The sequence below is a fragment of the Pseudomonas sp. dw_358 genome (assembly GCF_018449655.1).
In the GTDB taxonomy this organism is placed as follows: domain Bacteria; phylum Pseudomonadota; class Gammaproteobacteria; order Pseudomonadales; family Pseudomonadaceae; genus Aquipseudomonas.
On sequence record NZ_JAAVUX010000009.1, the window covers coordinates 149,778 to 175,294 of the forward strand.

Annotated in this window: 21 protein-coding genes; 12 read left to right on the forward strand and 9 right to left on the reverse strand. The window is 61.4% G+C overall.

Features of this window, described 5'->3' with window-relative positions; genetic code table 11:
• Positions 1-36 precede the first annotated feature (36 nt).
• From HB675_RS15350 to HB675_RS15370, 5 genes are all read right to left on the reverse strand, one after another.
• A complete protein-coding gene (locus HB675_RS15350) occupies positions 37-978 on the reverse strand; it encodes an AEC family transporter (RefSeq protein ID WP_213879181.1) in 942 nt (313 codons plus the stop codon).
• A gap of 19 nt (positions 979-997) precedes the next feature.
• Positions 998-1,744 (reverse strand): FadR/GntR family transcriptional regulator, encoded by a 747-nt coding sequence (locus HB675_RS15355; protein WP_213879247.1) that lies wholly within the window; start codon positions 1,742-1,744, stop codon positions 998-1,000.
• Positions 1,745-1,808: 64 nt separating this feature from the next.
• Entirely contained in the window at positions 1,809-3,542 is a 1,734-nt protein-coding gene (locus HB675_RS15360) for an ABC transporter ATP-binding protein/permease (protein ID WP_213879182.1), read from the reverse strand.
• Between the two features lie 79 nt (positions 3,543-3,621).
• Complete coding sequence (locus HB675_RS15365) at positions 3,622-4,182, reverse strand: response regulator transcription factor (protein ID WP_213879183.1); 561 nt, start codon at positions 4,180-4,182, stop codon at positions 3,622-3,624.
• The gene (locus tag HB675_RS15370) at positions 4,175-5,440 is read right to left on the reverse strand and encodes an ATP-binding protein (RefSeq protein ID WP_213879184.1); all 1,266 of its coding nucleotides are present in this window, start codon (positions 5,438-5,440) and stop codon (positions 4,175-4,177) included. Before HB675_RS15370 ends, HB675_RS15365 begins: the two co-directional genes overlap by 8 nt.
• 212 nt (positions 5,441-5,652) lie before the next feature.
• On the opposite strand from HB675_RS15370, the gene HB675_RS15375 reads away from it, so the two are divergent.
• The 10 genes from HB675_RS15375 to HB675_RS15420 all read left to right on the forward strand — a co-directional run bounded on the left by HB675_RS15375 (position 5,653) and on the right by HB675_RS15420 (position 18,495).
• Positions 5,653-6,363: an SIMPL domain-containing protein gene (locus HB675_RS15375; protein ID WP_213879185.1), complete on the forward strand. Its 711-nt coding sequence runs from the start codon at positions 5,653-5,655 to the stop codon at positions 6,361-6,363.
• Positions 6,364-6,444: 81 nt separating this feature from the next.
• Positions 6,445-8,043: an ABC transporter substrate-binding protein gene (locus tag HB675_RS15380; protein WP_213879186.1), complete on the forward strand. Its 1,599-nt coding sequence runs from the start codon at positions 6,445-6,447 to the stop codon at positions 8,041-8,043.
• 253 nt (positions 8,044-8,296) lie between these two features.
• On the forward strand, positions 8,297-9,895 hold the full coding sequence (locus HB675_RS15385) for an ABC transporter substrate-binding protein (RefSeq protein ID WP_213879187.1): 1,599 nt from the start codon (positions 8,297-8,299) through the stop codon (positions 9,893-9,895).
• Between the two features lie 381 nt (positions 9,896-10,276).
• Positions 10,277-11,656 carry an OprD family outer membrane porin gene (locus tag HB675_RS15390; protein WP_213879188.1) on the forward strand — a complete coding sequence of 460 codons (1,380 nt, stop codon included), beginning with the start codon at positions 10,277-10,279 and terminating at the stop codon, positions 11,654-11,656.
• Between the two features lie 76 nt (positions 11,657-11,732).
• Positions 11,733-13,325, forward strand: a complete 1,593-nt coding sequence (locus tag HB675_RS15395) for an ABC transporter substrate-binding protein (RefSeq protein WP_213879189.1) — start codon at positions 11,733-11,735, stop codon at positions 13,323-13,325.
• Positions 13,326-13,405: 80 nt separating this feature from the next.
• Positions 13,406-14,416, forward strand: coding sequence for an ABC transporter permease subunit (locus HB675_RS15400; RefSeq protein ID WP_213879190.1), 1,011 nt, complete (start codon positions 13,406-13,408; stop codon positions 14,414-14,416).
• 10 nt (positions 14,417-14,426) lie between these two features.
• The gene (locus HB675_RS15405; protein ID WP_213879191.1) at positions 14,427-15,338 is read left to right on the forward strand and encodes an ABC transporter permease subunit; all 912 of its coding nucleotides are present in this window, start codon (positions 14,427-14,429) and stop codon (positions 15,336-15,338) included.
• Positions 15,339-15,348: 10 nt separating this feature from the next.
• Positions 15,349-16,317, forward strand: a complete 969-nt coding sequence (locus tag HB675_RS15410) for an oligopeptide/dipeptide ABC transporter ATP-binding protein (protein WP_213879192.1) — start codon at positions 15,349-15,351, stop codon at positions 16,315-16,317.
• A complete protein-coding gene (locus tag HB675_RS15415) occupies positions 16,317-17,285 on the forward strand; it encodes a peptide ABC transporter ATP-binding protein (protein WP_213879193.1) in 969 nt (322 codons plus the stop codon). The genes HB675_RS15410 and HB675_RS15415 overlap by 1 nt, the downstream gene beginning before the upstream one ends.
• Before the next feature lie 130 nt (positions 17,286-17,415).
• Complete coding sequence (locus HB675_RS15420; protein WP_213879194.1) at positions 17,416-18,495, forward strand: polyamine ABC transporter substrate-binding protein; 1,080 nt, start codon at positions 17,416-17,418, stop codon at positions 18,493-18,495.
• On the opposite strand, the gene HB675_RS15425 is transcribed toward HB675_RS15420, so the two are convergent.
• The 4 genes from HB675_RS15425 to edd form a co-directional block, all read right to left on the reverse strand.
• The gene (locus HB675_RS15425) at positions 18,492-19,940 is read right to left on the reverse strand and encodes an ATP-binding protein (protein ID WP_275957928.1); all 1,449 of its coding nucleotides are present in this window, start codon (positions 19,938-19,940) and stop codon (positions 18,492-18,494) included. The two genes, HB675_RS15420 and HB675_RS15425, sit on opposite strands and share 4 nt — an antisense overlap.
• Complete coding sequence (locus tag HB675_RS15430; RefSeq protein WP_213879195.1) at positions 19,924-20,646, reverse strand: response regulator transcription factor; 723 nt, start codon at positions 20,644-20,646, stop codon at positions 19,924-19,926. The genes HB675_RS15425 and HB675_RS15430 overlap by 17 nt, the downstream gene beginning before the upstream one ends.
• Before the next feature lie 79 nt (positions 20,647-20,725).
• Entirely contained in the window at positions 20,726-21,682 is a 957-nt protein-coding gene (locus HB675_RS15435; RefSeq protein ID WP_213879196.1) for a glucokinase, read from the reverse strand.
• Entirely contained in the window at positions 21,679-23,508 is a 1,830-nt protein-coding gene (gene edd, locus HB675_RS15440; protein ID WP_213879197.1) for a phosphogluconate dehydratase, read from the reverse strand. Before edd ends, HB675_RS15435 begins: the two co-directional genes overlap by 4 nt.
• A 275-nt stretch (positions 23,509-23,783) precedes the next feature.
• On the opposite strand from edd, the gene gap reads away from it, so the two are divergent.
• On the forward strand, positions 23,784-24,785 hold the full coding sequence (gene gap, locus HB675_RS15445) for a type I glyceraldehyde-3-phosphate dehydrogenase (RefSeq protein ID WP_213879198.1): 1,002 nt from the start codon (positions 23,784-23,786) through the stop codon (positions 24,783-24,785).
• A gap of 116 nt (positions 24,786-24,901) precedes the next feature.
• Positions 24,902-25,417: a sigma-70 family RNA polymerase sigma factor gene (locus HB675_RS15450; RefSeq protein ID WP_213879199.1), complete on the forward strand. Its 516-nt coding sequence runs from the start codon at positions 24,902-24,904 to the stop codon at positions 25,415-25,417.
• Positions 25,418-25,517 lie beyond the last annotated feature (100 nt).

Sequence of the window (25,517 nt, forward strand, 5' to 3'; positions counted from 1 at the left end):
GACGGGTCCTTCGTTAAGATCAGGGGCGCACAGGATCTAGATCCAGCCGCCCCACTGCAAGAGGAAAATGCCGATATTGGTGGTCACGGCAGCGGCCACGGTGGTGATGACGATAATTGCGGCGGCCAGCTGATGATTACCGTTGGCCGCGCGGGCCATGACATAGCTGGCTGCGGCGGTGGGCGCACCGATGTACAGAAACAGAATGCCCAATTCCGCGTGACGAAACCCCAGCAGCCAGGCAATGAAGGTGAAGATCAGCGGCAGCCAGACCATTTTCACCAGGCTGGCGTCGATGGCCATCATGCCGCTCTCGCGCAAGGCGGCCAGTGACAAGGTGCCACCAATGCAGATCAGCGCCAGCGGCAGGGTCATCTGCGCGACATAATCACCCGAAGAAAGAATCCAGTTGGGCAGCGGCACCTGCCAGATGGCCATGGGGGTCGCGGCAATCACACTGATGATCAACGGGTTGGCCACTACGCTTTTGGCGATGCTCCAGGGGTCGGACTTGATTACCGGGCTGTAGATCGCCAGCACCACGGTGGACAGCGAGTTGTACAGCACGATCACCAGGCCGGCGAGGATGGCGCCCAGCGAGATTCCGTAATCACCGTACATGCTCGCCGCCAGCGCCAGACCGATCACACCGTTGTTGCCGCGAAACGCCCCCTGCGTGTAGATGCCGCGATCGGCCAGCGGTGCGCGCCAGATGGCCATGCCCCAGCTGATGGCGAAACTGGCGACGGTGGCGAACACGAAATAGAGCAGCAAGCCCGGCTTGATCGCGGCACGCAGGTCGGCGTGATAGATGCCCAGAAACAGCAGCGCCGGCATGCACACGTTGAACACCAGCGCCGAGGCGGTGTGGATGAAGTTGTCGTTGATCCAGTGGATGCGTTTCAGAAACACACCGAGGAACAACATGGCAAACACCGGTGCGGTGATATTCAGCGTCTGCAGGAAAATCGCCAGCATGCCGGTGGCATCCTTGTGGTCAGGCTTGGCCCTGGGCTTCTTCGTGAGCCTGACGCAAGCGCTCGCGGCTGTTGGTCAAGTGCAGGCGCATGGCGGCGCGGGCGGCATCGGGGTCTTGACGAGCGATAGCCTCGTAGATTTCCTCGTGCTCGCGGCTCAGGCGGTTCATGTAGTGCTGCTGGTCATCATGGGCCAGACGCGCCGAGTTCAGCCGCGTGCGCGGAATGATGCTGGTGCCCAGGTGGGTCATGATGTCGGTGAAATAGCGGTTGCCGGTGGAGTAGGCGATCTGCAGGTGGAACTGAAAGTCCGAGGAAACCGCGTCCGTGGCATGCGCCGCGCTTTCCTGCAGCGCATCGAGGGCAGCGCGCATGGCAGCCAGCTGTTCGGGTGAACGGCGCTGGGCCGCCAGCCCGGCAGACTCGACCTCCAGGCTGATGCGCAATTCGAGCACCGCCAGGACTTCACGCAAGGTGACGATGGTGGCCGGGTCGATACGAAAGCCGCTGGGGCTCGGTGTGTCCAGCACAAAGGTGCCGATGCCGTGACGAGTTTCCACCTGCCCGGCTGCCTGTAACCGCGAAATGGCCTCGCGGACCACCGTGCGGCTGACGCCCTGCTCTTCCATGATGGCCGACTCGGTGGGCAATTTGTCACCACGCTTGAGTTGGCCGCTGACAATGCGTTCAGTCAAAACCGTGACCAGTTCCTGGGCAAGGCTGCGGGGCTTTCTGCGCGCGCGAGGCGGTGCGCTCTGGTTTTCCATATCGGACATCGATCTCGGTCTGACGGTTATAGGGTCATCATAGCGCAAGGCAGTTGTACGATCACTACGTTGCGACTGTCTCGGGCAGCGCTAGCAACCGGCCATCCTCGATCCGCACCTGACGGGTGTGGAAACGCTTGAGGCTGCTGCGGTGGCCGACGCTGAGCATGGTCAGGCCCGGCAAACGGTCGATCAGGGCTTGGTACAGGACTGCTTCGTCTTCTTCGTCCATGGCCGAAGTGGCTTCGTCCATGTACAGCCATTTAGGTGCGAACAACAGGGCGCGGGCGAAGGCCAGGCGTTGTTGCTCGCCAGGGGAGAGCAGCCGTTGCCAGTGATTGCTTTCGTCGAGGCGCTCGATCAGCGCATCCAGACGGCAAGCGTGCAATACGTCTTCATAGCGTTCGGCACTGTACGTATCGCCCGGCTGTGGATAACTCAAGGCTTCGCGCAGCGAGCCTATGGGCAGATAGGGCTTCTGCGGCAGGAACAGCGTACGTTGCGCCGGCACCTGGATGTCGCCCTTTCCCGCCGGCCAGAGATTGCCCAATGCGCGCAACAGTGTACTTTTTCCCGATCCGGAGCGGCCACTGAGCAAGACTCGCTCACCACTGGCGACGTCCAGCGCGGCACCGCTGAGCAGACTCTGACCGCTGGCCAGGTTCAAGCTCAAATCCGCTACTTTGAGCGCTTGGCCTTGCTGTACGACTGTCACACCGCCGACGCGCTCTTCGTTACGGTCCATGACCGCACGGAAACTCAACAGACGATCACACGTGGCGCGCCAACTGGCGAGGCTCACGTAAGCATCAATGAACCAGCTGAGGCTTTCCTGCACATTGCCGAAGGCCTGGGAGATCTGCATCAGGCTGCCCAGGTCGATCTTGCCGGAGAAATAGCGCGGCGCGGCAACAATGAACGGAAACACGTTGGCGATCTGCGAGTAGCCACTGGTGAAGAAACTCATGCGCTTCTGCACGCGCATCATGTCCCAGTAGTTGTTCCAGACTCGCCCAAAGCGCTGGCTCAGACGCTGGTTCTCATTGTCCTCGCCATCGAACAGGGCGATGCTCTCGGCGTTTTCGCGCACGCGGACCAGGCTGAAACGCAGGTCCGCTTCAAAACGTTGTTGCTGGTTGCTCAGGCCGATCAGGCGGCGGCCGATCACATGGGTGATCCAGCTGCCCACCAGCGCATAGAACAATGCAGCCCAGAACATGTAGCCGGGAATGCTGATGCCCAATACCTCGATCGACCCGGACACCCCCCAGAGGATCACCGAAAACGACACCAGGCTCACCAGGTTGCGTATAAAGCCCAGGCCCAGGGACAGCGTGTCCGAAGTGAAGCTATTGAGGTCCTCGGAAAGACGCTGATCGGGGTTGTCCGTGGTGCCGCGCTGTTCGAGCTGGTAATAGTTCTTGTGGGCGAGCCACTTGGCAAAGTGCTTCTCGGTCAGCCAGCGCCGCCAGCGGATGGTCAGCATCTGTGTCAGATAGGTGCGAAAAACGCCAGCAATGATGGCCACCACGGCGATGCCGCAGAAGTAGAGGATCAGATGCACGAAGGCATCGTAGTTCTTGTGCTCGAGCGCATTGTAGAAGTCACGATTCCAGCTGTTGAACCACACCGACATCGCGACGCTGATCAGCGACAGGCCGATCACGGTCAGCAACAGCGCCCAGGCCCCGACTTTCTCCTCACTGCGCCAATAAGGCGTAATCAGCTTCCACACCCGCGACAGGAAGCGATCGTGCACGGCATCGTTGACCGCGGAATTTTCAGCGTTCTGATTCATCGTTCAGGCTCAATGGTGGCAAGCGCGCCCAGGGACAATCCCGCTCCCGGGCGCGACGAAAAAGACGAATGGCCGGCGCTCAGCGTCGAACCGGGCGCTTTTGCAGCTTGCGCTGCAAGGTGCGGCGGTGCATGCCCAGGGCACGGGCGGTGGCCGAAATGTTGCCTTCATGCTCGGTCAGCACGCGCTGGATGTGCTCCCACTGCAGGCGGTCAACCGACATCGGGTTTTCCGGCACCAGGGTGTCCAGGTCCGCGTGCTCGGAGAGCAACGCCGCCAGCACATCGTCGGCGTCGGCGGGTTTGCACAGGTAGTTGCAGGCGCCTCGCTTGATCGCCTCGACCGCCGTGGCGATGCTGGAGTAACCGGTGAGGATCACCACGCGCATTTCCGGGTCCAGTTCGAGCAGCTTGGGCAGCAGCACCAGCCCCGAATCGCCTTCCATTTTCAGGTCCAGCGCAGCGAAGTCCGGCAGGTCCTGTTGCGCCAGCGCCAGCCCTTCGTCGGCCGAGGCCGCCGTGCTGACGCGAAAGCCGCGGCGGGACATGGCGCGGGCCATCACCCGGGTGAAGGTTGCATCGTCATCCACCAGCAACAGGTGGGGCAGGTCTTCGCTTTCGACCTGGGTTTCGTCACTCATGTCCGTCTCCTCGGGCGTCACGGGGCAAGCGCAGCTCGGTGAGCGTGCCGCCATCCTCATGACTATAGAGTTTCACCGAGCCGCCGGCACGTGTCACGCTGGCCTTGCTCAGAAACAGGCCCAGGCCGAAGCCTTTGCCTTTGGTGGTAATAAAGGGCTTGCCGATCTGTTCGGCGATAGCCAAGGGTACACCCGGACCGTGATCGCGGATGCTGATGAAAATATTTTCAGTGTTCCAGTCAACCTGAACTTCCAGCCCTTCCGGGCAGGCATCGGCCGCATTGTTGAGCAGATTGAGCAGTGCCTGGGTCAGATCCGGCGGCGGCGCCAGCCATGGCACGCTGCCGGGGCTCAGGCACTCGAAGCGGTAGGTGCTTTCCGGGCGCATCAGGTGCCAGCGGTCCAGTGCCTCGGAAAGCCAGTCGGTCACCTCGCGGTTGACCACGGCCATGCGCCGGTTGGCCTCGGCTGCGCGCACCAACTGCTGCAGGGTTTCCTTGCACAGCTTGACCTGGTCCTGAAGGATCCCCAGGTCTTCCTGCAACGCAGGGTCGGTGTGGTCCTGGCGCATTTCCTTGAGCAACACGCTCATGGTCGCCAGCGGCGTACCCAGTTCATGGGCCGCACCCGCGGCCTCGGTGGCCACGGCGAGCAGTTGCTGATCACGCAAACCTTCTTCACGCCGCTCGGCCCGCAGTTGCTCCTGACGGCGCAGCTCTTCAGCCATGCGCGCGGCAAAGAAGGTGATGACGCCGGCCGCCAGGGCAAAGCTCAGCCACATGCCGTAGATCTGCATGTTTTCCCGGGCGATGATCGGGAAGGTGTCCAGTGGGTAGAAGCGCACCAGCAAGGTGGTGTAGCACACCAGGGCCAGGCCCGAGAGTGCCACCGAATACACCCAGGGCAAGGTCACCGCGGCAATCGTCAATGGCACCAGGTAATAGGAAACGAAGGGGTTGGTCGAGCCGCCCGAGTAATACAGCAGCACGCTGTGGATCAGCAGATCGCAGGCCAGCTGCAAGGCATATTCAAGCTCGGTGACCGGCAGCGAGGCACGCAGGCGCATCGAGGTGATTGCACACAGCACCCCCGAACAGGCCAAGGTAATGCTCAGGGGCAGCCATGGTAGCGGCAGCAGGTGGGTCAGGTAGGCGAAGCCCACCGAACCGGCCTGGGCGGCCAGCACAAGGATACGAACGAGGGTCAGGCGCCAGAGGTTCTGGCGAGTCGCGGAAACGGGCAATACCGAGGCGAGCATGAGCTCTCCAGTTGGGCGCAACGGACGGATCGTCGCAAGTATACGCAAATGTTGTGGAAAACCGCCAAATCTGCGGCAAAGGGCCACAGCCGGAGAGGTCGAGCCATCGGGCCATAAAAGTGATTCATGGTTTTTCCAACCAACCCGAGACCCCCTACCACCCGCTACAGTCTGAGTCAGCGCCACAAACGTCGTCCCTCAAGGAGCCTCACATGCCCCGCCTCAGTCGCAGCGCCCTGTTCCTTTTCGCTGCCGGCACTCTCGCCAGCCTGCCCGTGCTTGCCGATGAAACCCGCTACAACCAGATATCCCTGCGCACGGAGGTGAGCCAGGAAGTCCCGCGCGACCTGATGATGGTCACCCTCTACACCGAGGCTCAGGACAGCGACCCGGCCAAGCTTGCCGCGCAGATCAGCGACACGGTCAACAAGGCGCTGAGCCAGGCGCGCCAGGCTCAGGGCGTGACCCTGCGCCAGGGCACGCGCAACAGCTACCCGGTGTACGACGACAAAGGCCAGAAAATCACCGGATGGCGCGAGCGGGCGGAAATCCGCCTGGAAAGCCCGGATTTCGCGACGCTGTCGACACTGACCGGCGAACTGCTGCAAAGCCTGAAAATGGGCAGCCTGGACTTCACCATCTCGCCCGCTTCACGCAAGCTCAATGAAGATGCCCTGCTCAAGGAAGCGGTGGGCGCCTTCAAGGGCCGCGCGGCGCTGGTCACAGAGGCCATGGGCGGCAAGAGTTACAAGGTGGTCAACCTGAATCTCAATACGTCGGGCTTCAACCCTGGCTTTGCGCGCGCACCGATGATGATGAAGGCGGCCCGCGCCGACAGCGCACCGGTGACGCCGGACGTGGAAGCCGGGACCAGCGCGGTGAGCATCACGGCGGACGGAACCATTGAGGTGATAATGCCGTAGGGGCTGCGTCGTGCTTGCTCGCGATGGCCGTAACGCGGTACACCTGCCGGGCTGCATGATCTCAACTGCCCAGAGGCCCCCATGGATCGATCCGCCTTCAAACCTTTGCTGCTGGCTGCCCTGCTCTGCACGACACCGCTGGCCCAGGCGGCCAGCACCCTGGTCTACTGCTCGGAAGCCAGCCCCGCCGGCTTCGACCCCAGTCAGTACACCAGCGGGACCGACTTCGATGCTTCGGCTGAAACCGTCTTCAATCGCCTGACCCAGTTCAAGCGTGGCGGCACCGAAGTCGAGCCGGGGCTCGCCACCGCCTGGGATGTCTCCAGCGACGGCCTGACCTACACCTTTCACCTGCGCCAGGGCGTGAAGTTTCACACCACCGACTACTTCAAGCCGACCCGCGACTTCGACGCCGACGACGTGCTGTTCACCTTCCAGCGTCTTCTGGACAAGGACATGCCGTTCCGCAAGGCCTACCCTTCCGAGTCGCCGTACTTCACCGACATGGGCCTGGACAGCACGATCAAGTCCGTGAGCAAGACCGACCAGCAGACCGTGGTGTTCCAGCTCAACAACGTCGACGCTGCATTCGTGCAGAACCTGGCCATGAGCTTCGCCTCGGTACAATCCGCCGAATACGCCGCCCAGTTGCTCAAGGAAGGCAAGGCGGCCGATTTGAACCAGTTGCCCATCGGCACTGGCCCCTTCGTGTTCAAGCGCTACCAGAAAGATGCCCAGATCCGCTTCGTCGCCAACAAGGCCTACTGGAAGCCCGAAGACGTCAAGATCGACAACCTGATCTTCGCCATCACCCCCGATGCCGCCGTGCGCTTGCAGAAACTCAAGCGTAACGAGTGCCAGGTCAGCGGCTACCCGAGGCCTGAGGACATCGAAGTGGCCAAAGAGGACCCGGACCTCAAGGTGCTCAGCCAGCCCGGTTTCAACCTGGGCTTTCTCGCCTATAACGTGACCCACAAGCCCCTTGACCAACTCAAGGTACGTCAGGCGCTGGACATGGCCATCGACAAGCCGGCCATCATCAAGGCGGTGTACCAGAGCGCAGGGCAACTGGCCCAGAACGCATTGCCGCCAGGCCAGTGGTCATTCGATCCGAGCATCAAGGACGCCCCCTACGACCCGACCAAGGCGCGCCAGTTGCTCAAGGAGGCCGGCGTAAAAGAGGGCACCGAGCTCAACCTCTGGGCCATGACCGTGCAGCGCGCGTCCAACCCCAATGCCCGCATGTCGGCACAGATGATTCAGAACGACTGGGCCAAGGTCGGCATCAAGGCCAATATCGTCAGCTACGAATGGGGCGAATACATCAAGCGCGCCAAGCAAGGCGAGCACGATGTGATGATCTACGGCTGGACCGGCGACAATGGTGACCCCGACAACTGGCTGGGTGTGCTCTACAGCTGCGCAGCCGTCAAGGGCAGCAACTATGCCAAGTGGTGCGACCCCGCCTACGACAAGCTGATCCAGCAGGCCAAGCTCTCCAGCAACCGCGACGAGCGCGTGAAACTGTACCAGCAGGCGCAGAAGATATTGAAGGAACAGGTGCCTATCACCCCGATCGCCAACTCCACGGTGTTCCAGCCGATGAGGAAGGAAGTCCAGGACTTCAAGATCAGCCCCTTCGGCCTCACGCCGTTCTACGGTGTCAGCCTGAGCAAGTGATACCGAGCGCCCCAATCGAGTGCGCATATTCACTCGATTCGGGGGTTGTGGTGCGCCCTCTGCACTGAAATATTCAGTAGCAAACGTTCAAATGAAGGATTTTTTATATCCATGCGACATTTTTGGACGCGCGTACCACTCTGTCGCTAGCTATTTTCTCCAGAACCTTGATTTGGGTATGCGGCCTGCATAAGTATCGGCAGGTCGACTCACGAGGTCGTCCTCAATTCAAAATGACAACAATGAGGCCACCATGCTCAAACACGCAGTCATTCCGTTTCTGGTAGGAGCAAGCTTGCTGGCCAGCGCCCCCTTTGCGCACGCGGCCAGCAATCTGGTGTTCTGCTCCGAAGGCAGCCCGGCGGGTTTCGACCCGGCCCAGTACACCACCGGAACCGACTTCGATGCTTCGGCTGAAACCATTTTCAACCGTCTGACCCAATTCCAGCGCGGCGGCACTACGGTCATTCCAGGCCTGGCGACCAGCTGGGACGTTTCCCCCGACGGCCTGACCTACGTTTTTCACCTGCGTGACGGCGTCAAGTTCCACACTACCGACTACTTCAAGCCGACCCGCACGTTCAACGCCGACGACGTGCTGTTCACCTTCGACCGCATGCTCGACAAGAACATGCCGTTCCGCAAGGCGTACCCCACCGAATTCCCTTACTTCACCGACATGGGCATGGACACCAACATTGCCAAGGTGGAGAAAGTCGACGACCACACCGTCAAGTTCACCTTGAACGGCGTCGATGCGGCGTTCATCCAGGACATGGCCATGAGCTTCGCGTCGATCCAGTCGGCTGAATACGCAGCCCAGCTGCTCAAGGAAGGCAAGCCCGAGGACATCAACCAGAAGCCCATCGGCACCGGCCCGTTCATTTTCAGCAAGTATCAGAAAGATGCGCAGATTCGCTACAAGGGTAACAAGGACTACTGGAACCCTGATGACGTCAAGATCGACAACCTGATCTTCGCCATCACCACCGACGCCTCGGTGCGCATGCAGAAGCTCAAGAAGAACGAGTGCCAGGTCACTGCCTACCCGCGCCCGGCCGACATCAAGCCGCTGAGCGAAGACAAGAACCTGCAGATGCCTAATCAGGCGGGCTTCAACCTCGGTTACATTTCGTACAACGTCACCCACAAGCCACTGGACAACGTCAATGTCCGTCGCGCCCTGGACATGGCGGTGAACAAGCAGCAGATCATCGATGCGGTGTACCAGGGCGCGGGCCAACTGGCGGTCAACGCCATGCCGCCGACCCAATGGTCGTATGACACCACCATCAAGGATGCCGGCTACAACCCCGAGAAAGCCAAGGAGCTGCTCAAGGCTGCCGGCGTCGCCGACGGTACCGAGATCCAGCTGTGGGCCATGCCGGTCCAGCGCCCGTACAACCCCAATGCCAAGCTGATGGCTGAAATGCTGCAATCGGACTGGGCCAAGGTCGGAATCAAGGCCAAGATCGTTACCTACGAGTGGGGCGAGTACATCAAGCGCGCGAAGGCGGGCGAGACGGACGCCATGCTCATTGGCTGGAGCGGCGACAACGGTGACCCGGATAACTGGCTGGGTACCCTGTTTGGCTGCGATGCCATCAACGGCAACAACTTTGCCAAGTGGTGCAATGCCGACTACGACAAGCTGATCAAGGCCGGCAAAGGCACTTCCGATCAGGCCAAGCGCACCGAGTTCTACAAGCAGGCGCAACATATGCTCAAGGACCAGGTACCGCTGACGCCGATCGCACACTCCACGGTGTATCAGCCCATGCGCGCCAATGTAGTGGACTTCAAGATCAGCCCGCTGGGCCTGAACTCCTTCTACGGCGTAGGCATCAAGTAAGGCTTTCTGTGGCGGTGCTTTCGAGCGCCGCCACGGCGGCTGTCGCAACACCTGGAAATAGAAGATCGTCTCCTACGGCATGGATCAGCCTACCGGGCGCACTTTCGGAAATTTCCTTCACACAATTCGGAACTCGTCGTCTGTACGGGCATGACCTGAAGCTTTAGCTTCGGGCTTGTCACGGCCACGCGTATTCGACGCCGATCAACCCCAGGCACGCTGGAGCAGGCATTTCGCCAGCTGTGGCTACGCTCGCGCCGCTTTCACCGAAAGGGGCGCGCCCCTCCCGCTGCAAACACTTGCAGCGGCCCACTGCAACACAGGCAACACCACAATTAAGCAGGCTCACTCGATGGGATCTGCGAAAACAAGGAGCTTCAAATGAGCATCAAAAAGACGTTGTTGGCACTTTCCATAGGCAGCATCAGCGGCCTGGCGAACGCGGAAATTGTCAGTCAGGAATTCATCTCCACCAAGCGCGCCGGCACCAGTGCCCAGGCCAACGCCAAAGGTTTCATTGAAGGGCAGACACTGGGAGGCAGCACGCGTACCTGGTACTCCAACGAAATGACACGCCGAGACTTGCGCTTCAGCTACAACAAGGACGGTACACAGGTGCCCACTTCGCGAGCGATTCAAGCCGTGCAGGGCACCATCCTCACCTACGGCTCCGGTTACACCCAAGGTACTGTCGGCGTGAGCACCGAGATGGCGCTGTATAACGCGGTCGCTCTGGACCGTAGCCGGCGTGACCTTGCCGGCGGACGCTTCAACCGCACCCTGGTCGATAACAGCGGCGATGCTGTGGGCCAATGGAGCAAGCTGGGGCTGGGCAACATCAAGTTCCGCGTGTCCAACACCACGTTGACCGCAGGCCGCCAGAACATGGATACGCCCATGGTCTCCACCATCGGCAACCGCGCCTTGCCTTCCAGCTTCCAGGGCCTGGCCATCAACAGTGCCGAGTTCAACAACCTGTCCTTCGACCTTGCCACCTTCGACCGCCTCTCGCCTCGCAGCGAACAAGGCCTGAGAAAGTTCGTTTCCGAGTACGGCAGCCGCGCAGTCAGTGCCGATCACGTGCACACCGCCGGCCTCAACTATCAGCCGCTCGAGAGTCTGTCCACCAGCCTGTACGCCACTCAGGCGCAGGACCTGTGGAACCAGTACTACCTGGGCGCCAAGCATGAATTGGGCGACCCCCAAGTGCTCGGCCTGACCACCAACCTGAACTACTACAAGACCAAGAACACCGGCAAGAACCTGCTGGGCGCGATCGACAACAACACCTACAGCCTGGCATTCACCGCGACCCACAAGGCCCACAGCCTGACCCTTGCCTATCAGGAGAACTCGGGCAACGAGTACTTCGACTACCTGAACGAAACCAACGGCATCTTCCTGGCCAACTCCCTGATGTCGGATTTCAACGGACCGAACGAGAAATCCCTTCAAGTGGCCTATGGCCTGAACATGGCCGAGTACGGCGTGCCCGGCCTGAAGTTCAGCCTGTATCAAGCGCGTGGCTGGGGCATCGACGGTACCCACTACAAGGGCACAGGCTACAGCGGCCTGAACGCGATGAAAGGCGAGCACCACTACGAATACGGCGTGGGCACCTCCTATGACGTGCAGACCGGGCCGCTCAAGAACAGCGTGGTTCGCGCCACGTACTCTGCCCACCGCGCCAGCGCCAACCAGATCGACGGCAGCCTCAACGAGTTCCGCCTGGTGACCACGATTCCATTCACCCTCTTGTAATGCCGTAAACCAACGCCATGGCCGGTTCGAAGAATCGGTCATGGCAATCCCGCTCACTAGACCGCAGAGGTGCCTGATGAAAACGCTAAAACTCGCTGCATTGGCCGCAGCCTTGCTCGGAGCCAGCATCGGCGTTCAAGCCAAACCGCTGGTGGTCTGTACAGAAGCCAGCCCGGAGGGTTTCGATATTGTGCAGTACACCACTGCCACCACCGCCGACGCTGCTTCGGAAACCATCTTCAACCGCCTCGTGGATTTCACCCCCGGGACTACCGACACCCAACCGGGCCTGGCCGAACGCTGGGAAATCAGCCCGGACGGCACCCAATACACGTTTCATCTGCGCCACGGGGTGAAGTTTCAGACCACCGACTACTTCAAGCCGACCCGCGAGATGAACGCCGACGATGTGCTGTGGAGTTTTCAGCGCCAACTGGACCCCAGGCATCCGTGGCACGACAAGGCCCCGCTGGGCTTCCCCTATTTTGAATCCATGGGCCTGCAGAACCTGATCACGGCCATCGACAAGCTCGACGACTACACCGTGCGCTTCACCCTCAAGCGCGCCGAAGCGCCGTTCCTGCGCGACATGGCGATGGGCTTCGCCTCGATCTACTCCAGCGAATACGCCGATCAATTGCTCAAGGCCGGCAAAACCGACGAGATCAACAGCAAGCCCGTGGGCACTGGGCCATTCATCCTGGTGCGTTATTCCAAGGATGCGCAAGTGCGCTACAAGGCCAACCCCGACTACTACAAAGGCAAGCCGCCCGCCGACCCGCTGGTGTTTGCCATCACCACGGACAGCAACGTGCGCCTGCAAAAACTGCGCGCCAACGAATGCCAGGTGATGGTCTATCCCAAGCCCGAAGACGTCGCCAGCATCAAAGCCGACCCGAACCTGCACCTGGATCAAATGGATGCGCTGATGACCAGCTTCGTGGCCATCAATACCCAGCACAAATGGTTGAGCGACGTACGCGTGCGCCGAGCCCTGCAGATGGCGCTGGACAAACCCAACCTGGTCAACAACCTGTTCGGCAAAGACAACGCTACCTTGGCCACCAACCCCTACCCTGCGACGCTGCTGGGCTATGACAAAAGCATTGTCGATACACCTCATGACCCGGCCAAGGCTCGGGAGCTGCTAAAGGAAGCCGGCGTACCGGAAGGCACCACGTTCACCATCTTCACCCGCAATGGTGGTGGCGCGACCAATCCCAATCCCACCTTGGCGGCGCAATTGTTGCAAGCGGATCTGGCCAAGGTCGGCCTCAACGGCGATATCCGAGTCTTCGAATGGGGCGAGCTGAACAAACGTGCCAAGTCGGGCGAACATGACCTGCTGTTTTATGGCTGGGCAGGGGATAATGGCGACCCGGACAACTTTCTCACGCCCAACCTCAGTTGCGACGCTGCCATCACCGGAGAAAACTCCGCACGCTGGTGCAACAAGGACTTCGACGCCTTGATTACCAAGGCGCGCGGCGAAAGTGAACCGGCCGCCCGTGCGGCGCTCTACCAACAGGCTCAGGTGGTGTTCCACGACCAACAGCCATGGCTCAGCCTGGCCCACCCGAAACTGTTCAGTGCAACACGCAAGAATGTCGAAGGCTTCCACACCAGCCCGATGACCAATAATAACTTCGCTACCACCCAGGTGAAGTAAAACAACGTCCGCCCCAGTGCCTGAACCGGCACGGGAGGCGGGCTTGCCTAACCGGCTGATGAACCGAGGTACTCCCCAGGATGTTTAGCTTTATTGCCCGCCGATTGGGATTGTTGATCCCTACCTTCTTCGGCATCACCTTGTTGACCTTTGCGTTGATACGCCTCATTCCCGGCGACCCTGTGGAAGTGATGATGGGCGAGCGCCGGGTAGACCCCGAAATGCATGCACAGGCCATGGAACGACTGGGCCTGAACAAACCGCTCTACGCGCAGTACATCGATTACGTGGGCAACCTCGCCCACGGCAATCTGGGCGAGTCGCTGCGCACCCGTACCAGTGTCTGGACGGAATTTACCACCCTCTTCCCGGCGACCCTGGAGTTGTCCATCGCAGCACTGATCTTCGCCGGCATCTTCGGCCTGCTGGCCGGGGTGATCGCAGCGCTCAAGCGAGGATCACTGTTCGACCATGGGGTCATGGGCATCTCCCTGGCGGGGTATTCGATGCCGATCTTCTGGTGGGGCCTGATCCTGATCATGTTCTTCTCGGTCAAGCTGGGCTGGACCCCTGTGTCCGGGCGCATCGACCTGCTCTACGACATCGAGCCGAAAACCGGCTTCATGCTGATCGACACCCTGCTCAGCGACCAGGAAGGCTCGTTCCTCGACGCCCTGCGCCACCTGATTCTGCCGGCCATCGTACTGGGTACCATTCCCCTGGCGGTCATCGCCCGCATGACCCGCTCCTCCATGCTCGAAGTGCTGCGTGAAGACTATGTGCGCACCGCCCGGGCCAAAGGCCTGTCGCCGGCCCGGGTGGTCTTCGTGCACGGCCTGCGCAACGCGCTGATCCCGGTGTTGACGGTGTTCGGCCTGCAAGTGGGCACGCTGCTGGCTGGCGCAGTCCTGACCGAAACCATTTTCTCGTGGCCGGGCGTCGGCAAGTGGCTGATCGAAGCCATTGGCGCGCGCGACTACCCCGTCGTGCAGAACGGCATCCTGTTGATCGCCTGCCTGGTGATCCTGGTCAACTTCGTGGTGGACATCCTCTACGGCCTGGCCAACCCACGCATCCGCCATCAGCGCTGAGGATCGATCGATGAGTACCCCTACCCCCGCTGTGGCCGTTGATCAAAGCCTGCTGTATCCGTCCCCCTACAAGGAATTCTGGCAAGCCTTTGCCAAGAACAAGGGTGCCGTTGCCGGCCTGGCCTTCATGCTGTTGATCGTCTTCTGCGCGTTGTTTGCCCCCTGGGTGGCGCCCCACGACCCTGCCGAACAGTTTCGTGATTTCACCCTGACGCCGCCAGTGTGGCTGGAAGGCGGCCAGTGGAAATTCCTGCTGGGCACCGACGAACTCGGCCGGGACCTGCTGTCACGCCTCATCCAGGGCTCGCGGCTGTCGCTGCTGATCGGCCTGTCGTCGGTGGTCATGTCGTTGATTCCGGGCATCCTGATGGGCCTGCTGGCCGGTTTCTTCCCCAGGGTGCTCGGCCCCTCGATCATGCGCCTGATGGACGTGATGCTGGCGCTGCCCTCGCTGCTGCTGGCCGTGGCCATCGTCGCCATCCTTGGCCCTGGGCTGATCAACACCGTGATTGCCATCGCCATCGTCTCCCTGCCGTCCTATGTGCGCCTGACCCGTGCAGCCGTCATGGGTGAACTGAACCGCGATTACGTGACCGCCGCACGCCTGGCCGGTGCCTCGCTGCCGCGCCTGATGTTCGTCACCGTACTGCCCAACTGCATGGCACCGTTGATCGTGCAGGCTACCTTGAGTTTCTCCTCGGCCATCCTCGACGCGGCGGCATTGGGCTTCCTCGGTCTGGGTGTGCAACCGCCCACGCCTGAGTGGGGCACCATGCTGGCCTCGGCGCGTGACTACATCGAGCGTGCCTGGTGGGTCGTCAGCCTGCCCGGCCTGACCATTTTGCTCAGCGTGCTGGCAATCAACCTGATGGGTGACGGCCTGCGCGATGCGCTGGACCCGAAACTCAAGAACGCCGCCTGAGGAGATTCCCATGTCACTGCTTGAAATCAAGAATCTCAACGTTCGCTTCGGCGACAGCAAGGCCGTCCCTGTGGTCGACGGCCTGGACTTGAGCGTGGAAAAAGGCGAAGTGCTGGCCATCGTCGGCGAGTCAGGCTCTGGCAAATCCGTGACCATGATGGCGCTGATGGGCCTGATCGATGCCCCCGGCATCGTCACCGCCGACGCGCTGCAGTTCGATGGGCACGACATGCTCAAGCTCAATGCCCGACAACGACGCAAGGTAGTGGGCAAGGACCTGGCGATGATTTTTCAGGACCCCATGACCGCCCTCAACCCCAGCTACACCGTGGGCTTCCAGATCGAAGAAGTGCTGCGCCAGCACCTGGACATGTCCCGCAAGGCCGCCCGTCAACGCGCCCTTGAGCTGCTGAAAAAAGTCGAAATCCCGGGAGCCGAGAGCCGTCTGGATGCCTACCCCCATCAACTGTCCGGCGGCATGAGCCAGCGTGTGGCCATCGCGATGGCCATCGCCGGGGAACCCAAGCTGCTGATCGCCGACGAGCCGACTACCGCCCTGGACGTGACCATTCAGGCACAGATCATGGAATTGCTGCTCAGCCTGCAGCAGGAACAGAACATGGGCCTGATCCTGATCACCCACGACCTCGCCGTGGTTGCCGAAACCGCCCAGCGCGTCTGCGTGATGTATGCCGGGCAAGCGGTGGAGGTCGGGCACGTGCCGCAACTGTTCGACGTCCCGGCCCACCCCTACAGCGAAGCGCTGCTGATGGCGATCCCCGAGCACAGCGAGGGCGCCGAGCGCCTGGCCACGCTGCCCGGCATCGTTCCTGGCCGTTATGATCGACCGCAGGGTTGCCTGCTGTCGCCGCGCTGCCCGTACGTACGTGAAGACTGCCGCAGCCAGCGCCCGGCCCTGGACCCCAAAGCGCAGAGCCTCGCGCGCTGCTTCTACCCGTTGAATCAGGAGGTGGCGTAATGAGCGTCGTTCTGACCGCCCGCGACCTTACCCGTCACTATGAAGTTTCCCGTGGCCTGTTCAAGGGCCACGCCCTGGTGCGCGCCTTGAATGGCGTGTCGTTCGAACTGGAGGCCGGCAAGACCCTGGCCGTGGTCGGTGAGTCCGGCTGCGGCAAGTCAACGCTGGCCCGCGCCTTGACCCTCATCGAGGAACCTTCCTCCGGTTCGCTGAAAATTGCCGGCCAGGAAGTGGCGGGGGCCAGCAAAGATGAGCGCAAGCAACTGCGTCGCGACGTACAGATGGTCTTCCAGAGCCCCTACGCCTCCCTCAACCCGCGGCAGAAGATCGGCGATCAACTGGGCGAGCCCTTGTTGATCAACACCACCCTGTCCAAGGCCGAGCGCCGAGCCAAGGTGCAGGCGATGATGCAGCAGGTGGGGCTGCGCCCGGAGCATTACCAGCGCTACCCGCACATGTTCTCCGGCGGCCAGCGCCAGCGTATCGCCCTGGCACGGGCCATGATGCTGCAGCCCAAGGTGCTGGTGGCGGACGAGCCGACCTCGGCGCTGGACGTGTCGATCCAGGCGCAGGTGTTGAACCTGTTCATGGACCTGCAACAGGAATTCAACACGGCCTATGTGTTCATTTCCCACAACCTGGCGGTGGTGCGCCATGTGGCGGACGATGTGTTGGTGATGTACCTCGGTCGCCCAGCGGAAATGGGGCCCAAGGAGGACCTCTATACGCGCCCGCTGCACCCTTACACCCAAGCGCTGCTGTCGGCCACGCCGACCCTGAAGCCCGACCCGCTGAAGCCGAAGATCAAGATCGTCGGCGAGCTGCCCAACCCGCTCGATCCGCCCAGCGGCTGCGCCTTCCACAAGCGCTGCCCCTATGCGACCGAGCGCTGCGCCACGGAGATACCGGCACTGCGACGAGTGGATACGCGACAAGTGGCTTGTCACTATGCAGAGCAGTTTTTGTAAGGTTCTGAATGGAGGGAGCCCGTTCCCGAGCACGCTCGGTCCAGAAGCAGTACGTAGGGCCGTGCTTGCTCGGGAACCGCTCGATACCGTAGATTTCAGCGTTCTGATCCCGCTGTTCAGGAAGTCTCGAATGCCCCGTCGGCTCCTCGCTGCGCTATTGCTGGCCCCCTGCCTCGGCCAGGCTGCTGAAACGGTCAAGATCTATAACTGGAACCAATATATCGCCCCCGACACGCTGGCCAACTTCCAGCGTGACACCGGCGTTCACCCCACTTATGAGACCTACGACACCAACCACACCCTGGACGTGCGGCTGCGCACCCATGCCAGCGGCGACGACGTGGTTTTTCCGTCCATCCACTTCATGACCCGACAGATTCAACGCAAAGACCTGCAACCTCTGGACAGGCAGCAGTTGCCCAACTGGAAATACCTCAATCCGCTGCTCCTGCATGTGCTGGAAAAAAACGATCCGGGTAATCGCTATGGTTTTCCCTATCTCTGGGGCAGTACCGGGATCGGCTATGACCGCACCAAGGTTCGCGCCGTTTTGGGCGAGGAGGCGCCAGTGGATTCCTGGGACCTGATCTTCAAACCGCAATACCTGAGCCGACTCAAGCAATGCGGCGTCGGCGTCATCGACAGCGCGGCGGCGATGATTCCCTCGGCACTGAGCTACTTGGGCCTGTCGCCCAACAGCACCGACCCCGAGGACTACGCCAAGGCCCAGGCGCTATGGCTCAAGGCACGGCCCTATATCCGCTACTTCGACTCAGGCAAATACACCACGGACCTGGCCAACGGCCGGATCTGCGTCGCGATCGGTTATTCCGGTGATGTGTTGCAGGCGCGAGCCACGGCCGGCGCCCAGCACAATGGCATCGACATCGGCTACTCGGTGCCACGGGAAGGCTCCAGCCTGTGGTTCGACATGGTGGCCATGCCAGTCAATGCCCCGGACCCCAAGGCAGCCTATGCCTACATGAACTACCTGCTGCAACCCAAGGTGATCGCCGACATCACCAACCATGTCGAATACGCCAACGGCAACGAAGGCGCCGACGAGTGGGTCAAGCCGGCGATCAAGGATGATCCCACCATCTATCCGAATAACCAGTTGATGGGCAAGCTGTTCACCCTCGATCCTTTGCCACAGGACATCGATCAACTGCGCAACAGCGTATGGCAGAAGGTCCGCAACGGCGGCTAATCGCCTCCACGGCCCAACACCAGCGTCACCCGCAGGCCTCCTTCGCGCAGGTTCTGCAGGGTCACTTCGCCGCCATGGCTGTGAGCGATGTTGCGCGCGATGCCCAGCCCCAGGCCGTAGCCCTGCTGTTGCCCAGCCAGGCGAAAGTGCGGCTCGAACACCTGTTCCTGGCGTTGCTCCGGCACACCGGGCCCTTCGTCATCCACATGCAGCACGAAGGCATGGCGGTTGTCCTCCACGAACAGGTGCGCGGTGTTGCCATACTTGAGCGCATTGTCCACCAGATTGCCGATACAACGCTTGAGGGCCAGCGGCTTGCCGGGATAAAGGCGTCGCGCATCGCCGTGCAATGTGACGCGACCGCTGGCCAGGAACGGCTCGATCAAGTGGTGCATGAGCTGGTTAAGGTCCACCGGTTCGATGTTCTCGTGGATATCGGTGTCCTTGACGCACTGCAAGGCGCCTTTGACCAGCAATTCGAGTTCGTCCAGGTCGCGACTGAACTTGGCCTGCACCTCTTCATCCTCAAGCAGTTCCACACGCAGGCGCAGGCGAGTGATCGGCGTGCGCAGGTCATGGGAAATGGCGCTGAACAACTGGCTGCGCTCGGTCAGGTAACGACTGATGCGCGCGCGCATGGCGTTGAACGCCCGGCCCACTTCCACCACTTCGCTACCACCCCCCTGTACCACCGGCTCCTCCACCACCGCGCCAAGGGACATGTCCCGGGCGGCTCGGGCCAGACGCTTGAGCGGCCGGCTTTGCCAGTGCACCAGCAAGCCGATGAACAGCAACAGGAATGCACTGGTGATGATCAGAAAACCGACCTGTTGTGCCGGCAGTCCGCCCTCTTCCAGGGTGGTGTAGGGATCCGGCAACAGGGACGCGATGTACAGCCATTCGCCCGGCGCCAGCTGGATCTGCGTGACCAGCACCGGTGGGTTGACGGGTTCCAGGGTCAACGCATAGTGCGCCCAGGAGCGCGGCAGCTCGTCCAGCTTCAGGCCACTGTTGAAAATCCGCAGGTCATCGGGGCTGACGAAGGTCACCAGGATGTCCATGTCCACGCCCAGCTTCTCGCGCAGCACCTGCTCCACCGCCTGGGTGACTGCGTGCTTGCGCGGCGTGTCCGGCAACGCGGGCATGCCCAGCGGCTTGTCGTTCAACGACACGAAAAAGCGCGTACCGCCCATGCTGCGCAACTGGTCGAGCACCAAAGGCCGATAGGCCAGTGGCAGGGAGCGGAAATAGCTGACGCTGGCCCCCATGGAATGGGCCAGGCTGCGGGCGCTGGTGACCAGCCCCTCCAACTGAGTGGCACGCAACTGTGATACCCAGATCACACTGGAGAGGCTCTGGGCCAGGGTCACCACCAGCAACGTCAGCAGCAGCATGCGCCCGAGCAGCGAGCGCGGCATCGGCAGGCGTCTAGGCAGGCGCAACATGGGCGGCCAACAGGTAACCGCTGCCACGCACGGTGCGTATCAGACGTGGAGGTTTATCGGTGTCGCGCAGGCGCTGGCGCAGGCGACTGACGGCCATGTCGACGATACGGTCCAGCGGCATGGGTTCACGGCCGCGGGTGGCATTGCCGATAGTGTCACGGTCGAGGATCTGTTGCGGATGGTCGAGAAACAGTTTGAGCAGGGCAAAGTCGGCCCCCGAGAGAAACACCTCTTCACCGTCAGTGTGAAACAGCCGATGGCTGACGATGTCCAGCCGCCACTCTTCAAAGGCCATGATTTCAGTGGCGCTGCGCTCCTGACCGAACTGCGCGCGGCGTAACAAGGCCTTGATCCTGGCCTGCAATTCACGCGGACTGAACGGCTTGCCCAGATAATCATCGGCGCCCAGTTCCAGGCCGATGACGCGGTCTGCCTCGTCGGAACTGGCGGTGAGCATGATGATCGGCACCTGGGCCAGGCGCGGATGCTGGCGCACCCAACGGCACAGGCTGAAGCCATCTTCATCGGGCAGCATGACATCGAGAATCACCAGATCGGGGGATTCTTCGTTGAGGGCTTCGCGAAACTCACGACCATCCCCGGTGGTGCGGACGGCAAAGCCGGCTCGCGTCAGGTAGGCCTGCAGCAGTTCGCGAATTTCCTGGTCGTCGTCGACCAGCAGAATCGACTTACCCGCGGTGCTCATTGGCGTCCTTTATTGTTCTAGGTTCGAAGGCCGTACCTGCATGCGCAAGGCCCGGCCGTTTCAAACGCAGATTAGACGCCTACCGAGCCCCTTGCTGCAAGGCGACACCCGCACCCAGCAGGCCGGAAAACTCGGCGGTGACCACCCAGACCGGAATACCGCTGAAATAATGGCTCATGCAGCCCTTGTCGCCGAAGCTTTCGGAAAAGCCGCTTTGCAGGAACAATTCGAGAAAGTGCGGAATGACCCCACCGACGATGTACACACCGCCACGCCCGCCCACGGTCAACACGTTGTTGCCCGCCACGCGTCCCAGGAAGCGGCAGAACTGGTCGATCACGGCCCGTGCCAGCGGGTCACCGGCAAGGCCGGCCTTGGTGATGTCGGCCTGGTTCTGCAAGGTCGGTGTGTGGCCATCCAGCTTGCAGAAGGCGTGGTACAGACGCAGCAGGCCGCCGCCGCTGAGGATGGTCTCGGCACTGACATGGCCGATCTCGTCGGCCACGCATTGACGAAGTTGCGCCTCGCGCGCAGTGCCGACGGGCAGGTCGACATGGCCGCCTTCGCCTGGCAGCGCCATCCATTGCGCCTCGCCCAGGCGCAGCAGCGTGCCCACGCCAAGGCCGGTGCCAGGGCCGATCACCACGGCCGGCCGGGTCAGGTCGGGCTCGCCTGGGCAGACGGTCTGAAATTCACCGTCCTGCAAGCGCGTCATGCCCAGCGCCATGGCCGTGAAATCGTTGATCAGCAGCAGTTCATCGACCTTCAGCGTGGCGCAAAACGCCTTGCGGCCAAGGCGCCAGTGGCTATTGGTAAAGCGAAACTCGTCACCGTCCACCGGCCCGGCCACGGCCAGGCACACCGAACCGATATCGCCGAGTACCAGCCCCAGGTCATGCAGGTAGATCGCGATGGCCTGCTCCGGGCTGCTGTAGTCCGCCGTGGGGAAGACCCGCACCGAGTGCAGGTTCTCCTCTTCCCAGAGCGCGAAGCGCGCATTGGTGCCACCGATATCACCGACCAGCGCCAGTTTCATTTGAGTCCCTCGAGTGCGGAAGTAAAGGCGCTGGCGCCCTGCTCCGCCGAGCTGAAGGCCACGCGCATGAAACCGAACAGCTCGCGACCACAGCCAACGCCGTTGGCCAACGTGCCAATGGCGGGGGTGCGCGCGTTCAATTCAGCGGCATCGACGAGCACCTCGAGGGTGCCATTGATGCCGTCGACGCGGATGATATCGCCATTTTGCAGCAATGCCAGTGGTCCGCCGCTATGGGCCTCGGGATTGACGTGAATGGCCGCAGGAATTTTCCCCGACGCACCGGACATGCGCCCGTCGGTAATCAACGCCACTTTGAAGCCGCGATCCTGCAGAACACCCAGAAACGGAGTCATTTTGTGCAGCTCGGGCATGCCGTTGGAACGCGGGCCCTGGAAGCGCATTACCGCCACGAAGTCACGCTCCAGTTCGCCGGCCTTGAAAGCATCGGCCAGTTGCTGCTGGTCTTCGAAGACAATCGCCGGGGCCTCGACCACGCGGTGCTGTTCGGCCACGGCCGAAACCTTCATCACGCCACGGCCCAGGTTGCCTTCCATCACGCGCAAGCCGCCTTCGCTGGAGAACGGGCGAGCGACCGGGCGCAGGATGGTCTCATCCAGACTTTCGGTGGGGCCGTCGCGCCAGACCAGCTTGCCGTCCACCAGGAACGGCTCCTGGGTGTAGCGGCTCAGGCCACGGCCGGCCACGGTGTTGACGTCTTCATGGAGCAGGCCGGCTTCCAGCAGTTCGCGGATCAGGAACGACATGCCGCCCGAGGCCTGAAAGTGGTTGATGTCAGCCTTGCCGTTGGGATAGACATTGGACAGGGTCGGCACCACCTCGGAGAGGTCGGCCATGTCCTGCCAGGTGAGGATGATGCCCGCCGCCATGGCGATGGCCGGCATATGCAAGGTATGGTTGGTCGAGCCGCCAGTGGCATGCAGGGCCACGATGGAGTTGACCAGCGACTTCTCGTCGACGATTTCACCGATGGGGGTGAAGTTTTCGCCGCTGACCTTGGTCAGGCGGGTGATCTGATACGCGGCTTCGCGGGTCAGGGCGTCACGCAGCGGGGTGTTGGGGTTGACGAACGAGGCGCCGGGCAGGTGCAGGCCCATGACTTCCATCAGCAGCTGGTTGGTGTTGGCCGTGCCGTAAAAGGTGCAAGTGCCCGGGCTGTGGTAGGACTTCATCTCCGATTCCAGCAACTCGTGGCGAGTGGCCTTGCCTTCGGCATATTTCTGCCGTACGTCGGCTTTTTCCTTGTTGGAAATGCCCGATGGCATCGGGCCGCCCGGGACAAAAATCATCGGCAGGTGGCCAAACCGCAGGGCGCCCATCATCAAGCCAGGGACGATCTTGTCGCAGATACCCAGCATCAGGGCGCCATCGAACATGTTGTGGGACAAGGCCACGGCGGTCGACAGCGCGATCACCTCACGGCTGGCCAGGCTCAACTCCATGCCCGCTTCACCTTGGGTCACGCCATCGCACATGGCCGGCGCGCCACCGGCGAACTGCCCGACCGAACCGATCTCGCGCAGGGCCTGCTTGAGCTGTTCCGGGTAGGTTTCGTAGGGCTGGTGCGCGGAGAGCATGTCGTTGTAAGTCGAGACGATCGCCACGTTGGCGGCGTTCATCATGCGCAGACTGTGCTTGTCTTCGGTGCCACAGCCGGCAACAGCATGGGCGAAGTTGGCACATTGCAGCTTGCCGCGCGTCGGGCCATCGCTGGCGGCGTCACGGATCAGTTGCAGATATCGCTGACGCGTGGCGCGACTACGGGCAATCAGTCGCTCGGTGACCTCAAGGACGCGGGGGTGCATGGCAAAACTCCAGGCTATGGGGGGCGACCTCTGCGTCTATGCTCAATCTGCCGTTCGGCGCTCCGTTTGAACAGGGGGGCGTCTTGAGACTCGACAAATTGACGACGTACCGGTCGCTCGTTGTAGATAAAACAAAATATTGCCACTAAAAAGGCTTGTTTTCTATTTCTATGCGAATAATCTTGTAATTCCAACAACAAAACAGATTCCGTGACCGCCATGTCCTGACCTCGACACCACGAGGACATCACATAATCTGACAGCAGGTACTGCTCATGACGCTTCGCATCGCAATCAACGGCTTCGGTCGGATCGGCCGTAACGTACTCCGTGCACTGTATACCCAAGGCTATCGCCAGGACCTGCAGGTCGTCGCCATCAACGACCTCGGTGACAGTGCCATCAATGCCCATCTGCTCAAGTACGACAGCGTCCACGGCATTTTCGACGCCACCGTGGACCACGATCAGGAAGGCCTGATCGTCAATAATGACCGTATCACTGTTACCGCTATTCGCAACCCGGCCGAACTGCCCTGGAAAGATCAGCAGATTGACGTGGTGTTCGAATGCACCGGTCTGTTCACCGACCGCGAGAAGGCCAGCGCCCACATCAAGGCCGGCGCGCGCAAAGTCATCATCTCCGCACCGGCCAAGGGCGCTGATGCCACTGTGGTGTATGGCGTCAACCACGACGTGCTGCGCCAGTCCCACGAGATCATCTCCAACGCCTCGTGCACCACCAACTGCCTGGCGCCGGTGGCTCAGGTCCTGCATCGTGAATTGGGTATCGAACAAGGTCTGATGACCACGATCCATGCCTACACCAACGACCAGGTGCTGACCGACATGTACCACAGCGACCCATTCCGGGCGCGCTCGGCCACTCAGTCGATGATTCCGAGCAAGACCGGTGCCGCCGAGGCCGTGGGCCTGGTGCTGCCGGAACTGGCGGGCAAGCTGACCGGCATGGCGGTCCGGGTCCCGGTGATCAACGTATCGCTGGTGGACCTGACCCTCAACGTCAGCAAGGAAGTCAGCGCGGCCGAGGTCAATGCCCTGCTCAAGGCTGCCAGCGAAGGTTCCAAGGTGCTGGGCTACAACACCCTGCCGCTGGTGTCGATCGACTTCAACCACAACCCGCTGTCGTCGATCTTCGATGCAAACCACACCAAGACCAACGGCAAGATGCTCAAGGTCATGGCCTGGTATGACAACGAATGGGGCTTCTCCAACCGCATGCTGGACAACTGCCTCGCGCTGGTGAACGCCAGCTGATCCGGCGGATATTTGCCTGCTCCTGCGGGGCAGGCAAATATCTTGGAACACTCCTTTCGAGAAAGTAGCAAACGAGAAACATTACCATCGGCATTCTCCTCTGCCGGTTGTTTCCCGTGGTTCGCCCAGCTTTCGACGCCCTGTTCATCCGCCATCGCCGCCCCCTGCTGCGCACACTGCAACGCATGGTCGGCAACCCCAGCACGGCCGAAGACCTGTTGCAGGACACCTGGCTGCGGGTGACTCGGGCCTTGGCCCGAAGCCCTATCGAACATCTCGAGCCCTTCCTCTTCCAGACTGCGCGCAATCTGGCACGGGATCACCTGCGTGCACGCCGTCTGCGCGAGCACACCTTGATCGAGGATGTGCCCGACACCGTCTTGCATGACATCGCCCAATCCGGGAGCACCCTGGACCAGGCTGCACATGCCGAGCGCCTGCTCCTGCGCTTGAGTGCGGACATCGCCCGACTGTCCAGGCGCCAGCAACAGGTGTTCTCCCTCAGTCGCCTGCACGGCCATAGCTGCGGGGACATTGCCGAGTATCTGGAGGTCTCGACCAGTACGGTGCAGAAAGAGTTGAAGTTGATCACCGAGGTCTGTGCCCAGATAGCACAACGTCTGAACCAGTGAACCCTTTCCGGGGTTATTTTTACGCGTTCTGCTTTCTGATCCGTCTAGTCATAGCAAACGCAAGTAATTCCCGTTTGGTAATAGCTTGCAATAATATGAT

Excerpts from the sequence above, each read along its gene's own strand:
- HB675_RS15435 (WP_213879196.1), bottom strand. The coding sequence starts at position 21,682 with ATGAAACTGGCGCTGGTCGGTGATATCGGTGGCACCAATGCGCGCTTC.
- HB675_RS15395 (WP_213879189.1), top strand. The coding sequence starts at position 11,733 with ATGAAAACGCTAAAACTCGCTGCATTGGCCGCAGCCTTGCTCGGAGCC.
- HB675_RS15390 (WP_213879188.1), top strand. The coding sequence starts at position 10,277 with ATGAGCATCAAAAAGACGTTGTTGGCACTTTCCATAGGCAGCATCAGC.
- HB675_RS15370 (WP_213879184.1), bottom strand. The coding sequence starts at position 5,440 with ATGCTCGCCTCGGTATTGCCCGTTTCCGCGACTCGCCAGAACCTCTGG.
- HB675_RS15405 (WP_213879191.1), top strand. The coding sequence starts at position 14,427 with ATGAGTACCCCTACCCCCGCTGTGGCCGTTGATCAAAGCCTGCTGTAT.
- edd (WP_213879197.1), bottom strand. The coding sequence starts at position 23,508 with ATGCACCCCCGCGTCCTTGAGGTCACCGAGCGACTGATTGCCCGTAGT.
- HB675_RS15400 (WP_213879190.1), top strand. The coding sequence starts at position 13,406 with ATGTTTAGCTTTATTGCCCGCCGATTGGGATTGTTGATCCCTACCTTC.
- HB675_RS15415 (WP_213879193.1), top strand. The coding sequence starts at position 16,317 with ATGAGCGTCGTTCTGACCGCCCGCGACCTTACCCGTCACTATGAAGTT.
- HB675_RS15420 (WP_213879194.1), top strand. The coding sequence starts at position 17,416 with ATGCCCCGTCGGCTCCTCGCTGCGCTATTGCTGGCCCCCTGCCTCGGC.
- gap (WP_213879198.1), top strand. The coding sequence starts at position 23,784 with ATGACGCTTCGCATCGCAATCAACGGCTTCGGTCGGATCGGCCGTAAC.
- HB675_RS15410 (WP_213879192.1), top strand. The coding sequence starts at position 15,349 with ATGTCACTGCTTGAAATCAAGAATCTCAACGTTCGCTTCGGCGACAGC.
- HB675_RS15365 (WP_213879183.1), bottom strand. The coding sequence starts at position 4,182 with ATGAGTGACGAAACCCAGGTCGAAAGCGAAGACCTGCCCCACCTGTTG.
- HB675_RS15430 (WP_213879195.1), bottom strand. The coding sequence starts at position 20,646 with ATGAGCACCGCGGGTAAGTCGATTCTGCTGGTCGACGACGACCAGGAA.
- HB675_RS15425 (WP_275957928.1), bottom strand. The coding sequence starts at position 19,940 with ATGTTGCGCCTGCCTAGACGCCTGCCGATGCCGCGCTCGCTGCTCGGG.
- HB675_RS15380 (WP_213879186.1), top strand. The coding sequence starts at position 6,445 with ATGGATCGATCCGCCTTCAAACCTTTGCTGCTGGCTGCCCTGCTCTGC.
- HB675_RS15385 (WP_213879187.1), top strand. The coding sequence starts at position 8,297 with ATGCTCAAACACGCAGTCATTCCGTTTCTGGTAGGAGCAAGCTTGCTG.
- HB675_RS15350 (WP_213879181.1), bottom strand. The coding sequence starts at position 978 with ATGCTGGCGATTTTCCTGCAGACGCTGAATATCACCGCACCGGTGTTT.
- HB675_RS15360 (WP_213879182.1), bottom strand. The coding sequence starts at position 3,542 with ATGAATCAGAACGCTGAAAATTCCGCGGTCAACGATGCCGTGCACGAT.
- HB675_RS15375 (WP_213879185.1), top strand. The coding sequence starts at position 5,653 with ATGCCCCGCCTCAGTCGCAGCGCCCTGTTCCTTTTCGCTGCCGGCACT.
- HB675_RS15355 (WP_213879247.1), bottom strand. The coding sequence starts at position 1,744 with ATGGAAAACCAGAGCGCACCGCCTCGCGCGCGCAGAAAGCCCCGCAGC.